Origin of the sequence: Kitasatospora sp. NPDC057512, assembly GCF_042802135.1 — a bacterium.
Taxonomy (GTDB): domain Bacteria; phylum Actinomycetota; class Actinomycetes; order Streptomycetales; family Streptomycetaceae; genus Kitasatospora.
This window is the reverse complement of record NZ_JBHVET010000144.1, coordinates 1-14157: the sequence shown is the minus strand read 5'-3', so window position 1 is coordinate 14157 and position 14157 is coordinate 1. Positions and strand designations below refer to the sequence as shown.

The 14157-nt window shown below is 73.7% G+C and carries 15 protein-coding genes; 11 read left to right on the top strand and 4 right to left on the bottom strand.

All coding sequences use genetic code 11. The annotated features are described in order from the left end of the window. Positions 1 to 45: 45 nt before the first annotated feature. Positions 46 to 915, bottom strand: coding sequence for a 3-hydroxybutyryl-CoA dehydrogenase (locus ACFU6K_RS12735; RefSeq protein WP_380662568.1), 870 nt, complete (start codon positions 913 to 915; stop codon positions 46 to 48). A 306-nt stretch (positions 916 to 1221) separates the two neighbouring features. On the opposite strand from ACFU6K_RS12735, the gene ACFU6K_RS12730 reads away from it, so the two are divergent. Beyond that, positions 1222 to 2040, top strand: a complete 819-nt coding sequence (locus ACFU6K_RS12730; RefSeq protein WP_380662567.1) for an SDR family NAD(P)-dependent oxidoreductase — start codon at positions 1222 to 1224, stop codon at positions 2038 to 2040. 42 nt (positions 2041 to 2082) lie between these two features. Here the strand turns inward: ACFU6K_RS12730 and ACFU6K_RS12725 are convergent, their stop codons facing one another. After that, positions 2083 to 2997: a polysaccharide deacetylase family protein gene (locus ACFU6K_RS12725; protein ID WP_380662566.1), complete on the bottom strand. Its 915-nt coding sequence runs from the start codon at positions 2995 to 2997 to the stop codon at positions 2083 to 2085. A gap of 210 nt (positions 2998 to 3207) precedes the next feature. Here ACFU6K_RS12725 and ACFU6K_RS12720 point away from each other — a divergent pair, with 210 nt between their 5' ends. The 3 genes from ACFU6K_RS12720 to ACFU6K_RS12710 all read left to right on the top strand — a co-directional run bounded on the left by ACFU6K_RS12720 (position 3208) and on the right by ACFU6K_RS12710 (position 5316). Then, positions 3208 to 4092 (top strand): SAM-dependent methyltransferase, encoded by an 885-nt coding sequence (locus ACFU6K_RS12720; protein WP_380662565.1) that lies wholly within the window; start codon positions 3208 to 3210, stop codon positions 4090 to 4092. A gap of 115 nt (positions 4093 to 4207) precedes the next feature. After that, positions 4208 to 4762, top strand: a complete 555-nt coding sequence (locus ACFU6K_RS12715; protein ID WP_380662564.1) for an HD domain-containing protein — start codon at positions 4208 to 4210, stop codon at positions 4760 to 4762. Between the two features lie 44 nt (positions 4763 to 4806). Then, positions 4807 to 5316 (top strand): FBP domain-containing protein, encoded by a 510-nt coding sequence (locus ACFU6K_RS12710; RefSeq protein WP_380662563.1) that lies wholly within the window; start codon positions 4807 to 4809, stop codon positions 5314 to 5316. Between the two features lie 14 nt (positions 5317 to 5330). Here ACFU6K_RS12710 and ACFU6K_RS12705 read toward each other — a convergent pair whose 3' ends face one another. Together ACFU6K_RS12705 and ACFU6K_RS12700 are read right to left on the bottom strand one after the other, a co-directional pair. Beyond that, positions 5331 to 5705, bottom strand: a complete 375-nt coding sequence (locus ACFU6K_RS12705) for an RNA-binding S4 domain-containing protein (RefSeq protein WP_380662562.1) — start codon at positions 5703 to 5705, stop codon at positions 5331 to 5333. A 9-nt stretch (positions 5706 to 5714) separates the two neighbouring features. After that, positions 5715 to 6149, bottom strand: coding sequence for a VOC family protein (locus ACFU6K_RS12700; RefSeq protein WP_380662561.1), 435 nt, complete (start codon positions 6147 to 6149; stop codon positions 5715 to 5717). A gap of 80 nt (positions 6150 to 6229) precedes the next feature. On the opposite strand from ACFU6K_RS12700, the gene ACFU6K_RS12695 reads away from it, so the two are divergent. The 7 genes from ACFU6K_RS12695 to argH all read left to right on the top strand — a co-directional run bounded on the left by ACFU6K_RS12695 (position 6230) and on the right by argH (position 14122). Continuing rightward, positions 6230 to 7441: a methyltransferase gene (locus ACFU6K_RS12695; RefSeq protein ID WP_380662560.1), complete on the top strand. Its 1212-nt coding sequence runs from the start codon at positions 6230 to 6232 to the stop codon at positions 7439 to 7441. 94 nt (positions 7442 to 7535) lie between these two features. After that, on the top strand, positions 7536 to 8564 hold the full coding sequence (gene argC, locus ACFU6K_RS12690) for an N-acetyl-gamma-glutamyl-phosphate reductase (protein WP_049652071.1): 1029 nt from the start codon (positions 7536 to 7538) through the stop codon (positions 8562 to 8564). Then, positions 8561 to 9733, top strand: a complete 1173-nt coding sequence (gene argJ, locus ACFU6K_RS12685) for a bifunctional glutamate N-acetyltransferase/amino-acid acetyltransferase ArgJ (RefSeq protein WP_380662559.1) — start codon at positions 8561 to 8563, stop codon at positions 9731 to 9733. Before argC ends, argJ begins: the two co-directional genes overlap by 4 nt. A gap of 145 nt (positions 9734 to 9878) precedes the next feature. After that, positions 9879 to 10754, top strand: coding sequence for an acetylglutamate kinase (gene argB / locus ACFU6K_RS12680; protein ID WP_380662569.1), 876 nt, complete (start codon positions 9879 to 9881; stop codon positions 10752 to 10754). Further along, positions 10751 to 12010: an acetylornithine transaminase gene (locus ACFU6K_RS12675; protein ID WP_380662558.1), complete on the top strand. Its 1260-nt coding sequence runs from the start codon at positions 10751 to 10753 to the stop codon at positions 12008 to 12010. The genes argB and ACFU6K_RS12675 overlap by 4 nt, the downstream gene beginning before the upstream one ends. A gap of 23 nt (positions 12011 to 12033) precedes the next feature. Beyond that, positions 12034 to 12582 (top strand): arginine repressor, encoded by a 549-nt coding sequence (locus ACFU6K_RS12670; protein WP_049652068.1) that lies wholly within the window; start codon positions 12034 to 12036, stop codon positions 12580 to 12582. A gap of 115 nt (positions 12583 to 12697) precedes the next feature. Then, on the top strand, positions 12698 to 14122 hold the full coding sequence (gene argH / locus ACFU6K_RS12665; RefSeq protein WP_380662557.1) for an argininosuccinate lyase: 1425 nt from the start codon (positions 12698 to 12700) through the stop codon (positions 14120 to 14122). Positions 14123 to 14157 lie beyond the last annotated feature (35 nt).

The window sequence follows — 14157 nt, the reverse complement described above, 5'->3', positions numbered from 1 at the left end:
GGTTCACAGCCGCCGGGCCCCGCCGTTGCGGGCGTGCCGGGGGTGTCAGGCGCTCGCGGTGTAGTCGTAGAAGCCCCGGCCGGACTTGCGGCCCAGCAGGCCCGCGTCGACCATCCGGGAGAGCAGCGGGGGAGCGGCGTACAGCGGCTCCTTGTACTCGTCGTACATCGACTCGGCGATCGAGACGATGGTGTCCAGGCCGATCAGGTCGCACAGCCGCAGCGGGCCCATCGGGTGGGCGCAGCCGGCCTCCATGCCCTTGTCGATGTCGGAGGCGGTGGCCACGCCCGTCTCGAACATCCGCACCGCGGACAGCAGGTACGGCACCAGCAGCGCGTTGACCACGAAGCCGGCCCGGTCGCGGGCGCGGATCGGCTCCTTGCCGAGCACCTGGGAGGCGAAGGCCTCGACCCGCTCGGTGGTGGTCGCCGAGGTGGTCAGGGTCGGGATGACCTCGACCAGCTTCTGCACCGGCGCCGGGTTGAAGAAGTGCAGGCCGATCACCTGCTCCGGGCGGGTGGTGGCGGCGGCCAGCTTCACGATCGGGATCGAGGAGGTGTTGGAGGCGAGGATCGCGTCGCGGCGCTCGACCACCCGGTCCAGGGTCTCGAAGATCCTGACCTTGACGTCCTCGCGCTCGGCGACGGCCTCGACCACCAGGTCGCGGTCGGCGAAGTCGGAGAGCTCGACGGTGAAGGACAGCCGGGCCAGCGCCTCGTCCCGCTGCTCGGGGCTCAGCTTGCCCCGCTTGACCGCCGTCTCCAGGGAGTTGGTCAGCCGGGTGCGGCCGAACTCCAGCGCCTCACCGCTGGCCTCCGACACCAGGACGTCCAGCCCGGCCCGGGCGAAGACCTCGGCGATGCCCGACCCCATCAGACCGCAGCCGATCACTCCGACGCGCGCGATGTCACTCACTCAGTTGCCCTTCGACGGTGCTGGGGGTCGCCCAGCTTCGGGTGGCCCAGCGAGCTGCTGGACGACGGGGCCGGTGTGCCGGAATGGGTGCACCGGTCACCGCCCCGACGACGTTACTACTCCGTACCGGCCGGTAGGTCACCCCCTCCCCGGCGTAGTGCCAGGGCCGGGTTTCACCCGAACGAGTGAGGCAGCGGCCCCGGACCCGTGTGCCCGGGGCCCGCTCCGCCCGGCTGCCGACAGAATGCCGCAGACGGGGGCCGGGGGCGGACCCGGACAGGGCCGGGGACGTGAAGGGAGTACGGGGTGTCGACGGGATCGCTCGCAGGACAGGTCGCCCTGATCACCGGCGCGGGCCGGGGCATCGGCCGGGAGCTCGCCATCGGCCTGGCCGCCGAGGGGATGTCCGTCGGCCTGGTCGGCCGCACCCACGAGACGCTGACCGACACGCTCAAGGAGTGCGTCAAGCGCGGCTCCCGGGGCGTCGCCGTGACCGCCGACGTCACCCGCCCCGGCTCGGTGCGCGAGGCGGTCCGGCTGGTCGAGCGCGACCTCGGGCCGATCGACCTGCTGGTCAACAACGCCGGCCTGGTCGACCGCGCCGAGGTGCCGATCTGGGAGACCGACGCGAACCAGTGGTGGCAGGTGATCGAGACCAACCTGCGCGGCCCCTACAACCTGCTGCGCTGCGTGCTCCCCGGCATGGTCGCCCGCCGGCGCGGCCGGGTGGTCAACCTCAACTCCGGCTTCGCGCTGCGCCCGGACGGCAACTACACCGCGTACGCCACGTCCAAGGGCGCGCTGCTCCAGCTCTCCGACAACATGGCGGACTCGCTCGCCCGCAACGGCATCGTCGTCCTCGACGTCAGCCCGGGCGCGGTGGCCACCGACATGACCGCCGGGATGCCGATGTTCAAGGAGACGACGACCTGGGGCTCCATCCCGTACATGGTCGCGGTCACCGTGGACGCCGCCCGCGGCCGCTTCGACGGACTGCACGGGCGGTTCATCCACGCGGGCCGGGACGACCTGGAGGAGCTGGTCAACCGGGCCGACGCGATCCGCGCCGCGGACGCCCGCACGCTGCGGCTGCGCCCGTACAAGGACGACGATCCGATGGTCTGACCCGGGGTGTTCCCCGGGGCCCGCCCGACCGGTCCCGGCCGCTCAGGCGCAGAGCTGGCTGGCGGTCACCGGCTTGAGCCCCGCCTTGGCCAGGCCGTCCAGGACGCCGGGCAGCGCGTCCACCGTGCACTGGTGCCCCATGTGCAGCGCCACCACCGAGCCGCCGCGCACCGAGTTCAGCACCCGGCGCTGCAGCTCGGCGGCCGAGGGGTCGTTGTAGTCGCGCGGGTCGACGTCGAAGGACAGCACGTGCTCGTACCCGACCGCCTTGGCCTGCTCGCGCACCATCGGCGTGGCGTACTGCGCGGCGGAGGGGCGGAACCAGCGGCCGATCGAGCCGGTGAGCCGCTGCAGGCGCTCCGCGCACTGGGCGATCTCGGCGCGCGCCTGGTCCGGTGTCATGGCGGAGATGTTGAGGTGGTTCTGGGTGTGGTTGCCCAGCTCGTGGCCGCCGTCCAGGATCCGCCGGGCCATCTGCGGCTGCTGGTCGAGCCAGCTGCCGACGACCATCACGGTCAGCTTGGCGCCGCGCTGCTCGGCGATCTCCAGCAGGGCGGTGGCCAGCTTCGGGTCGCCGCTGCCGTGGATGGTGAGCGCCACGTTCTTCCCGGTGCGCGGCCCGTACGCGACCTCGACCGGGGTGCCGGGCGCGAGCGGTGGCAGCGCGGGCGGGGCAGGCGGGGCGCTGGGCCGGGCGGCGGCCGCGGCGGCGGTCGGCTCGGCGTCGGGCCGGGGCTCCGCCGGGGCGGTGGGCTCGGGGGAGGCCGGGCCCTCGCCGCCGTTCCAGGCCGGGTCCGTGGTGTGCTGCGGGTCCACCGTGCCGGGGTGTGCGGCGAGCGCCCCCGGGTCGGCCCGGCGGAGCGTGCCGGTGCCGCAGGCGGCGAGCAGCCCCCCGGTGGCGGCGAGGGCGGCGAGGCGGGCGGTGGTGCGCAGCACGCTGCGGCGGTCGGCAGTCATCGGCAGCCAGCATAGAGAGGACGGCTACGGCGGGCGATCCGGACCGAGCGCCCGGACCCTTCTTGACGTGCACACACTCCGTCACCCGGTGTTGCGTAAACCTGAACTCCCGCTGTTTCCACGGCGTGTCCTTGGATACGATCACCGCGCACCGCGTGTGGACGGGCGGTAGCCGAACTCTTCCGGCATGGCGCATTGGGGGCGGACAGGATGTACGAGGACAGCGCGGCGACCGGCCGGAGCACGGACACCGAGTGGGACTGGGGCAGGACCGGCGACTGGCAGCCGCCGAGCGAGCTGGACACCGGCGTCCCGCACACCGCCCGGATGTACGACTACTACCTCGGCGGCAAGGACAACTTCGAGGCCGACCGCAAGGCCGCCCAGGCCGCGATAGCCGCCTACCCCGCGCTGCCGCTGCTGGCCCGCACCAACCGGCAGTTCCTCGGCCGCGCGGTGGAGTACGTGGCCGGCCGGGGCGTGCGCCAGTTCGTCGACATCGGCACCGGCATCCCGGCGGTCGGCTCCACCAGCGAGGTCGCCCGGCGGGTCGCCCCGGACGCCCGGGTGGTGTACGTGGACAACGACCCGATCGTCGCCACCCACGCCCGCGCCCTGCTGGCCGGCCACCCCGCCGGGCACACCTCGGTGATCGAGGCCGACCTGCGCGACCCGGCCACGATCCTCGGCCACCCCGGGCTGGCCGCGGCCGTCGACCTCTCCCAGCCGGTCGCGCTGATGCTGGTCGCCGTCCTGCACTTCATCCGCGACGAGGAGGGCGCCCAGCAGATCGTCCGCACCCTGCGCGACGCGCTCGCCCCCGGCAGCGCGCTGATCCTCTCCCACGGCAGCCCCGACTTCGCCTCCCGCGAGAGCGCCGCGGAGGGCACCCGCATCTACCGCAGCGCCAGCGCCCCGCTCGTGCTGCGCCCGCGCTCCGGCGTCGAGCCCTTCTTCGGCGACTTCGACTTCGTCGGCCCCGGGCTCGTCCAGCTCCCGCTCTGGCGCCCCGCCGCGGGCCACGTGCCCACCTCCGAACTCCCCGAGGGCTGGCAGGACGTCTCGGCGTACGCCGGCGTCGCCTTCAAGCGGTAGCCGGCCGTCCGCTTCGAACGCCCGGTCCCGGCGCCTCCCTCCTACGCCGGGACCGGACCGTCGAAGGCTACGGAACCCCACTGACAACCCCTCACCCCCGCGGCTACCCTGCGGCGTGACCACCACCGCCCTGCCGCCGCTGCCCACCGACGTCGCCGAACTGCTGCGGGCCGTCGACGCCCCGCCCCGCCTGGTCGCCCACCTCGCGCTGGTGCACCGGGTCGCCGAGGAGATCGCCGGGTTCTGCGCCCGCGAAGGCCTGGCCTTCGACCGCGCGGCCGTCCTCTACGGCGCCGCCACCCACGACATCGGCAAGACCGTCCACCCCGAGGAGCTCTCCGCCCCCGGCTCCCGGCACGAGCCCGCCGGTCACGCCCTGCTGCTCGCCCACGGCGTCCCCGAGCACCTCGCCCGCTTCGCCCGCACCCACGCGAGCTGGGACCGGCCCGGCACCACCGTCGAGGAGCTGCTGGTCAGCCTGGCCGACAAGGCCTGGAAGAACAAGCGGGTCCAGGACCTGGAGGACCTGGTCGTCGACCGCCTCGCCGCCGCCGGCGGGAAGGAGCGCTGGGAGGCCTTCCTCGCCCTGGACGACCTGCTCACCCGGATCGGCGAGGACGCCCCGCGCCGGCTCGCCGTCCAGGCCGCCCACCCGGTACGGACCGGGTGAAAACGGCGCGACAGGCCAGGCCGGCCGGTGTTAGCGTCCGCGGCATGGAACCCCTGAGCGAGAACGAGATCCGCGCGTCCTTCGTCAACTGCTCCAAGGGCGAGGCCCGTCGGCTCCACCTGCCCCGGGGCCTGGCCGAACTGCCCTGGGAGCACCTGGACTTCCTCGGCTGGCGGGACCAGGGCGCGCCCGACCGGGCGTACCTGGTGGCGCCGTACGAGGGCGAGCCGGTCGGCGTGACGCTGCGCTCGCCGGTGATCCGGCGCAGCCTGACCAAGACCAACGTGTGCTCGCTGTGCATCACCGCGCACGCCGGGTCGGGGGTCGCGCTGCTCGCCGCCCGCCGGGCCGGGGCGGCCGGGCGCGAGGGCAACACGGTCGGCACGTACATCTGCGCCGACCTGGCCTGCTCGCTCTACGTACGCGGGCTGAAGAAGTCCACGCTGGTCACCCGGCCCGACGAGTCGCTGCCGCTGGAGCTGCAGATCGACCGCACGGTGGGCAACCTCGGCGGCTTCCTCGCCAAGGTGCTCGCCACCGCCGCCGTCGCGTAGCGGTTCCGCGCCCGTCAGTGCCCGCGCAGCTGGTCCAGGTCGCGGCGCTCCCGCTTGGTCGGCCGCCCGGCCCCGCGGTCCCGGGTCCCGGCCGCCGCTACGACCTCGCGCGGCGGCCGCGGCGGGCTGTTGTCGACCAGGCACTCCGCCGCGACGACGGCGCCGACCCGCTTGCGGATCAGCCTGCTCACCACCACGACCCGTTCGTGGCCCTCCTCGCGGAGCCGCACCTCGTCCCCGGGCTTCAGCGTCTGGGCGGGCTTGGCCCGCTCGCCGTTCACCCGGACGTGCCCGGCCCGGCAGGCGGCCGCCGCCAGCGCCCGCGTCTTGACCAGCCGGACCGACCAGATCCAGCTGTCCACCCGCACGCTTCCCTCGTGTTCAGCCATCCTGGGAGCCTACCCAAGGACCGCCTGCCCACCCGACCTCCCGGCCGCGGCCGGCGCCTCCTGGATCGCCCAGCCGTTCCCGTCGGGGTCGTTGAAGAACAGGAAGTTGTTCCACGCCTCGCCGTGCCCGTCCACCCGGGCCCCGGCCACGAAGTGCTGGACCGGGCTGACCTGCACGCCGCGGGCCACCAGTTCGGCGTGGGCCCTCTCGATGTCCGGCACCACCAGCTGGAGGCCCTTGACCGATCCGGGCGCGGAGTTGATCATCCCCTGGCTCACCACGATCGAGCAGGCCGAACCGGGGGGCGTCAACTGGACCACCCGGGCCCCGCCCCGCAGCCGGGTGTCATGGTCGACGGTGAACCCGGCCTGCTCCTCGTAGAAGAGCTTCGAGCGGTCCACGTCGGAGACCGGGACCACGACGATTTCGAGTTTCCACTCCATCGCCCTCACCTCTCTCGGCCGGGCCCTTCCAGTATCCGTCCGTAACCGCCCCCGGGACCGTCGGATAGCCTGAGAACACGATGAATCCCCAGACCACGCCCGCCGCGACCCCGCCGGAAACCTCCTTCACCACCCCGTGGGGCGCCTTCGCGCTCACCCGCTTCCCCGAGGACCCGCGCGAGCGGCTGCGGGCCTGGGACGCCGCCGACGAGTACCTGCTGCGCCACCTCGCGGGCGAGGCCGACAGCGCCGCCGGCGCCGCGACGGAGCGGGCCGGCCGGACGGTCGCCGTCCGCGGCGCCCGCTGGGGCGCGCTGACCACCGCCCTGGCCGAGTACCGGCCGGTCCAGATCACCGACTCCCACCTCGGCCGGCAGGCCACCCTGGCCAACCTGGCCCGGGCCGGCGCCGCCGTCGACGAGGCCCGGCTGCTCACCACCCGTGACGCCCCGCCGGAGCGGATCGACGTGCTGCTGGTGCGCGTGCCCAAGAGCCTGGCCCTGCTGGAGGACCAGCTGCACCGGCTCGCCCCCGCCGTCCACGAGGGCACCGTGGTGATCGGCGCGGGCATGGTCACCGAGATCCACACCTCCACGCTCCGGCTCTTCGAGCGGATCCTCGGCCCGACCCGCACCTCGCTGGCCGCCCGCAAAGCCCGGCTGATCCTCTGCACCCCGGACCGGGCGCTGGACCCCGGCCCCAACCCGTGGCCGCACCGCTACGCGCTGCCCCCGGACATCGGCCCCGCCTCCGGCCGTACCGTCGTCAACCACGCGGGCACCTTCTGCGCCGACCGGCTCGACATCGGCACCCGCTTCCTCCTCGCCCACCTGCCCGTCCCCGCCCCCGGCGCCCGGGTGGTGGACCTCGGCTGCGGCAACGGCGTGGTCGGTACGGCCGCCGCGCTGGCCGGGCCCGGGGCGGAGCTGGTGTTCGTGGACGAGTCGCACCAGGCGGTGGCCTCCGCCGAGGAGACCTTCCGCACCAACCTGGGCCCGGACGCCCCGGCCGAGTTCCTGGCCGCCGACGCCCTGGCCCGGGACGTGGTCGCCGCGGGTTCGGTGGACCTGGTGCTCAACAACCCGCCGTTCCACTCCCACCAGGCCACCACCGACGCCACCGCCTGGCGGATGTTCACCGGCGCCAAGCGGGCGCTGCGCCCCGGGGGCGAGCTCTGGGTGGTCGGCAACCGCCACCTCGGCTACCACGTCAAGCTGCGCCGCCTCTTCGGCAACTGCCAACTCGTCGCCGGGAACCCCAAGTTCGTGGTGCTGCGGGCCGTCAAGCGCTGACCCGGGCGCCCCGTCCCGGCGGGGAGCCGGCGCATCCTCCTTGCATGAATTTTCCGTCGCGCGTATATTCATGCCAAGACTAAGGAGGAACGCCATGGCATTGCGAGTCGCCGTCGCCGGCGCGAGCGGTTACGCGGGCGGCGAGGTGCTGCGCCTGCTGCTCGGCCACCCGGAGATGGAGATCGGGGCGCTGACCGGCGGCTCGAACGCGGGCACCAGGCTGGGCCTGCTCCAGCCGCACCTCCGCCCGCTCGCCGACCGCGTCCTCGAAGCCACCACCCCCGAGGTGCTGGCCGACCACGACGTGGTGTTCCTGGCCCTGCCGCACGGTCAGTCCGCCGCCGTCGCCGAGGAGCTCGGCCCGAACGTCCTGGTGATCGACTGCGGCGCCGACTTCCGACTCAAGGCCGCCGCCGACTGGGAGCAGTTCTACGGCACCGCGCACGCCGGCACCTGGCCCTACGGCCTGCCCGAACTCCCCGGCCACCGCGCCGCGTTGAAGGGCAGCAACCGGATCGCCGTGCCCGGCTGCTACCCGACGGCCGTCTCCCTGGCGCTGTTCCCCGCCTACGCCGCGCAGCTCGCCGAGCCGGAGGCCGTGGTGGTCGCCGCCTCCGGCACCTCCGGTGCCGGCAAGGCCGCCAAGCCGCACCTGCTGGGCAGCGAGGTGATGGGCAGCGTCAGCCCGTACGGCGTCGGCGGCGTCCACCGGCACACCCCGGAGATGGCGCAGAACCTCTCCCCGGTCGCGGGCGAGCCGGTCACCGTCTCCTTCACCCCCACCCTCGTCCCGATGCCGCGCGGCATCCTCGCCACCTGCTCGGCCAAGGCCAGGCCCGGGGTGACGGCCCGGAGCCTGCGCGCCGCCTACACCGAGGCGTTCGCGGACGAGCCCTTCGTCCACCTGCTGCCCGAGGGGCAGTGGCCGCAGACCAGCAGCGTCTACGGCGCCAACACCGCCCTGGTCCAGGTCGCCCTGGACGCCGCCGCCGGGCGGATCATCGCGATCAGCGCGATCGACAACCTGGTCAAGGGCACCGCCGGCGGCGCGGTGCAGAGCATGAACATCGCCCTGGGCCTGCCCGAGGAGCTCGGCCTGCCCGTGAACGGAGTCGCACCGTGAGCAAGAGCACCAACGTCGGAGTGACCGCCGCCAAGGGCTTCCGGGCCGCCGGCGTGACCGCCGGCATCAAGGCCTCCGGCACCCCCGACCTCGCCCTGGTGGTCAACGACGGCCCCTCGCTCGCCGCGGCCCGCGTCTTCACCGCCAACCGGGTCAAGGCCGCGCCGGTGCTCTGGTCCGAGCAGGTCCTCAAGGGCGGCCGGGTATCCGCCGTCGTCCTCAACTCCGGTGGCGCCAACGCCTGCACCGGCCCGCTCGGCTTCCAGGACACCCACGCCACCGCGGAGAAGGTCGCCGCGGAGCTGGGCCTCAACGCGGGCGAGGTCGCCGTCGCCTCCACCGGCCTGATCGGCGTCCGGCTGCCGATGGACCTCCTGCTGCCCGGCGTCGCCCTGGCCGCCGGCGCGCTCGGCGAGGACGGCGGCGAGGCCGCCGCGATCGCCATCAAGACCACCGACACCGTGCACAAGACCGCCCAGTACACCAGCCCGGCCGGCTGGACGGTCGGCGGCATGGCCAAGGGCGCGGGCATGCTCGCCCCGAGCCTCGCCACCATGCTGGTCGTCCTCACCACCGACGCCGACCTGGACAGCGCCGCCCTGGACGCCGCGCTGCGCGGCGCCACCCGCACCACCTTCGACCGGATCGACTCCGACGGCTGCATGTCGACCAACGACACCGTGCTGCTGCTCGCCTCCGCCGCCTCCGGCACCGTCCCGGACCGGGCCGAGTTCGCCGAGGCCGTCCGCACGGTCAGCGCCGACCTGGCCCGCCAGCTGATCGGCGACGCCGAGGGCGCGAGCAAGGAGATCCGGATCGACGTCACCGGCGCCGCCACCGAGGACGAGGCGGTCGAGGTCGCCCGGACGATCAGCCGCAACAACCTGCTCAAGTGCGCCATCCACGGCGAGGACCCCAACTGGGGCCGGGTGCTGGCCGCGATCGGCACCACCTCCGCCGCCTTCGACCCGGACGGGCTGGACGTCGCCATCAACGGCGTCTGGGTCTGCAAGTCCGGCGGCGTCGGCGAGGACCGCGACCTGGTGGACATGAAGGGCCGCGAGGTCGTCATCACCGCGAACCTCAACGCCGGTACGGCGGACGCCACGCTGTGGACCAACGACCTGACGGCCGACTACGTCCACGAGAACAGCGCCTACTCGACCTGATCCGCGCCGCTCCACCCGAGCCCGCCTGATCCGCGACATCCTCCCCCAGCCCGCGGCCGGGGGGGACCCCCATCGACGAGGGAAACCCGTGCAGATCGCACCCAAGGGCGAACAGGCCCGCAACAACACCGCGTTGCCCAAGGCCATGACGCTGATCGAGGCGCTGCCGTGGCTGGAGCGCTTCCACGGCAAGACCGTCGTGATCAAGTTCGGCGGCAACGCCATGGTGGACGACAGCCTCAAGTCCGCCTTCGCCCAGGACGTCGTCTTCCTGCGCTACGCCGGCCTGCACCCCGTCGTGGTGCACGGCGGCGGCCCCCAGATCAGCGCCCAACTCGACCGGCTGGGCCTGGAGTCGAGCTTCACCAACGGCCTGCGGGTCACCACCCCGGAGACCATGGACGTGGTCCGGATGGTGCTGGCCGGCCAGGTGCAGCGCGAGCTGGTCGGCCTGCTCAACGAGCACGGCCCGTTCGCGGTCGGCATGACCGGCGAGGACGCCCACACCATGACGGCGGTCAAGCGCTACGCCGTGGTGGACGGCGAGCAGGTCGACATCGGCCTGGTCGGCGACATCGTCAACATCGAGGCCGGCGCCGTGAAGGCGATGATCGCCGACGGCCGCATCCCGGTCATCTCCTCGATCGCCCGCGGCACCGACGGCCACGTCTACAACATCAACGCCGACACCGCCGCCTCCGCCCTCGCGGTCGCGCTCGGCGCCGAGATGCTCGTCGTCCTCACCGACGTCGAGGGCCTCTACAAGGACTGGCCGGAGTCCGACGACGTGATCAGCCAGCTCAGCGCGAGCGAGCTGGAGGAGCTGCTGCCCGACCTGGCCAGCGGCATGCTCCCCAAGATGGAGGGCTGCCTGCGGGCCGTCCGCTCCGGCGTGGGCACCGCCCGCGTCCTGGACGGTCGGGTCCAGCACAGCCTGCTGCTGGAGATCTTCACCGACGAGGGCATCGGCACGATGGTCGTGCCGGACGACGAAACGACCGTGACCGGGGGACTGGCATGAGCGGCACGACTGGCACCGACAGCACGACCGGCGCGACGCGTACGACGGGTACGACCCGCAACGAGCAGCTCGCCGAGCGCTGGCAGCACTCCTTCACCGACAACTACGGCACCCCCCGCATCCCGCTGGTGCGCGGCGAGGGCAGCAAGCTGTGGGACGCCGACGGCAAGGAGTACACCGACCTGCTCGGCGGCATCGCCGTCAACGCCCTCGGTACCGCCCACCCGGCCGTCGTCGAGGCGGTGAGCCGGCAGATCGCCACCCTGGGCCACGTCTCCAACCTCTTCATGGCCGAGCCCACCATCGCGCTCGCCGAGCGGCTGCTGGAGCTGGACGGCCGCCCGGGCGGCCGGGTGTTCTTCTGCAACTCCGGCGCCGAGGCCAACGAGGCCGCCTTCAAGATCAGCCGGCGGACCGGCCGCACCCACCTGGTCGCCCTCCAGGGCGCCTTCCACGGCCGCACCATGGGCGCGCTCGCGCTCACCGGCCAGCCCGCCAAGCAGGACCCGTTCCGCCCGCTGCCCGGCGACGTCACCCACGTCCCGTTCGGCGACGTCGAGGCGCTGCGCGCGGCCGTCACCACCGAGACCGCCGCGGTCTTCCTGGAGCCCGTCCAGGGCGAGAACGGCGCGATCCCGCTGCCCGAGGGATACCTGAAGGCTGCCCGCGAGATCACCCGGGCCACCGGCACCCTGCTGGTCCTGGACGAGATCCAGACCGGCGTCGGCCGCACCGGCCACTGGTTCGCCCACCAGGCGGACGAGGGCGTGGAGCCGGACGTGGTCACCCTGGCCAAGGCGCTCGGCGGCGGCCTGCCGATGGGCGCGGTGCTCGCCTTCGGGCCGGCCGCCGAGCTGCTCACCCCCGGCCAGCACGGCACCACCTTCGGCGGCAACCCGGTGGCCGCCGCGGCCGGGCTCGCGGTGCTGGACACCATCGAGTCCGAGGGCCTGCTGGAGCACGTCCGCAAGCTCGGCGAGCGGCTGCGGCAGGGCGTCGAGGCGCTCGGCGACCCGCTGGTCTCGCACGTGCGCGGGGCGGGCCTGCTGCTCGGCATCGTGCTCACCGAGCCGGTTTCGGCGCGGGTCCAGGCCGCCGCGCAGGAGGCGGGCTTCCTGGTCAACGCGGCCGTCCCGGACGCCGTCCGGCTGGCCCCGCCGCTGGTGCTGACCGAGCAGGAGGCGGACGCGTTCCTGGCCGCGCTGCCGGGCATCCTCCGGACGGTGCGCGAGGGCGCCCCGGCCGATGCGAACTGACCGTCGTCCGGGAGAATAATCACATGACCGCTTCCCACTCCGGCCCGTCCGCCGCCGGCCCGACGCCGCAGGTCCCGCAGACCCGCACCGCGCGCCACCGGCGGATCGTGGACCTGCTCACCCGCCAGCCCGTGCGTTCGCAGAGCCAGCTCGCCAAGCTGCTCGCCGACGACGGACTCGTGGTCACCCAGGCCACCCTCTCCCGGGACCTGGACGAGCTGGGCGCGGTCAAGATCCGCAACCGGGACGGCGCGCTGATCTACGCCGTCCCGGCCGAGGGCGGCGACCGCACGCCGCGCGCGCCGATGGGGGAGTCGGCCAGCGAGGGCCGGATGGCCCGGCTGGCCGGCGAGCTCATGGTCTCCGCGACGGCCTCCGGCAACCTGGTGGTGCTGCGCACCCCGCCGGGCGCCGCCCAGTTCCTGGCCTCGGCGATCGACCAGGCCGAGGTGTTCGAGATCATCGGCACCATCGCCGGCGACGACACCGTCCTGCTGATCAGCCGGGACCCGGCCGGCGGCCAGGCGCTCGCCGACCACCTCATGCAACTCGCCCAGGCGAAGGCGCAGTAGCACCTCGAACGCACGAACCCCGGCCGACGGAGACCGTCCGGCCGGGGTTTTGTGTTTCATACGGCATCGTGCATACTTATGCCACCCACTGCACATGCATGAAGGAGCCACCGCGATGACCGCCGAGCAGTCCTCCGACGTCCGCCTCTGGGGTGCGCGCTTCGCCGACGGCCCGTCCGAGGCGCTGGCCAGGCTCTCGGCCTCGGTCCACTTCGACTGGCGCCTCGCGCCGTACGACATCGCCGGCTCCAAGGCCCACGCCCGGGTCCTGCACAAGGCCGGCCTGCTCTCCGACGAGGAACTGGCCGGCATGCTGGCCGGCCTGGACCAGCTGCTCGCCGACGTCGAGGCGGGCACCTTCACCGGCACCGTCGCCGACGAGGACGTGCACACCGCCCTGGAGCGCGGCCTGCTGGAGCGCCTCGGCGCCGACCTCGGCGGCAAGCTGCGGGCCGGGCGCTCGCGCAACGACCAGATCGCCACCCTGTTCCGGATGTACCTGCGGGACCACGCGAAGACCATCGGCGGCCTGCTGCTCGACCTCCAGCAGGCGCTGGTCGGCCTCGCCGAGGCGCACCCGGACACCGCGATGCCCGGCCGCACCCACCTCCAGCACGCCCAGCCGGTGCTCTTCGCCCACCACGTCCTCGCGCACGTGCAGGCCCTCGGCCGGGACGCCGAGCGGCTGCGCCAGTGGGACGCCCGCACCGCCGTCTCGCCGTACGGCTCCGGCGCGCTGGCCGGCTCCTCGCTCGGCCTCGACCCGCAGGCCGTCGCCGCCGACCTCGGCTTCGAGGGCGGCTCGGTCGGCAACTCCATCGACGGCACCGCCTCGCGCGACTTCGTCGCCGAGTTCGCCTTCGTGACCGCGATGATCGGCATCAACCTCTCCCGGATCGCGGAGGAGGTGATCATCTGGAACACCAAGGAGTTCGGCTTCATCACGCTGCACGACGCCTTCTCCACCGGCTCCTCGATCATGCCGCAGAAGAAGAACCCGGACATCGCCGAGCTCGCCCGCGGCAAGTCCGGCCGGCTGATCGGCAACCTGACCGGCCTGCTGGCCACCCTCAAGGCGCTGCCGCTCGCCTACAACCGGGACCTCCAGGAGGACAAGGAGCCGGTCTTCGACTCCTGCGACACGCTGGAGGTGCTGCTGCCCGCGTTCACCGGGATGATGGCCACCCTCACCGTGCACCGGGGGCGGCTGGAGGAGCTGGCCCCGGCCGGCTTCTCGCTCGCCACCGACATCGCCGAGTGGCTGGTCAAGCAGGGCGTGCCGTTCCGGGTCGCGCACGAGGTGGCCGGCGCCTGCGTCAAGGTCTGCGAGGCCGAGGGCATCGAGCTGTCCGACCTGACGGACGAGCAGTTCGCCGCGATCTCCGGGCACCTGACGCCCGAGGTGCGCTCGGTGCTCAGCGTCCACGGCGCCATCGCCTCCCGCGACGGGCGCGGCGGAACGGCCCCCTCGGCCGTCGCGGTCCAGCTCGCCGAGGTGAAGGCGGACCTGGCGCGGCAGCAGGAGTGGGCGCGGGGCTGATCCCCGACGACGGGGCCGGTTCCCGACGACGGGGC

Coding starts and splice junctions, on each gene's coding strand:
- ACFU6K_RS12725 (WP_380662566.1), bottom strand. CDS start 2,997: ATGACTGCCGACCGCCGCAGCGTGCTGCGCACCACCGCCCGCCTCGCC.
- ACFU6K_RS12720 (WP_380662565.1), top strand. CDS start 3,208: ATGTACGAGGACAGCGCGGCGACCGGCCGGAGCACGGACACCGAGTGG.
- ACFU6K_RS12710 (WP_380662563.1), top strand. CDS start 4,807: ATGGAACCCCTGAGCGAGAACGAGATCCGCGCGTCCTTCGTCAACTGC.
- ACFU6K_RS12705 (WP_380662562.1), bottom strand. CDS start 5,705: ATGGCTGAACACGAGGGAAGCGTGCGGGTGGACAGCTGGATCTGGTCG.
- ACFU6K_RS12700 (WP_380662561.1), bottom strand. CDS start 6,149: ATGGAGTGGAAACTCGAAATCGTCGTGGTCCCGGTCTCCGACGTGGAC.
- ACFU6K_RS12695 (WP_380662560.1), top strand. CDS start 6,230: ATGAATCCCCAGACCACGCCCGCCGCGACCCCGCCGGAAACCTCCTTC.
- argC (WP_049652071.1), top strand. CDS start 7,536: ATGGCATTGCGAGTCGCCGTCGCCGGCGCGAGCGGTTACGCGGGCGGC.
- argB (WP_380662569.1), top strand. CDS start 9,879: ATGACGCTGATCGAGGCGCTGCCGTGGCTGGAGCGCTTCCACGGCAAG.
- ACFU6K_RS12675 (WP_380662558.1), top strand. CDS start 10,751: ATGAGCGGCACGACTGGCACCGACAGCACGACCGGCGCGACGCGTACG.
- ACFU6K_RS12670 (WP_049652068.1), top strand. CDS start 12,034: ATGACCGCTTCCCACTCCGGCCCGTCCGCCGCCGGCCCGACGCCGCAG.
- argH (WP_380662557.1), top strand. CDS start 12,698: ATGACCGCCGAGCAGTCCTCCGACGTCCGCCTCTGGGGTGCGCGCTTC.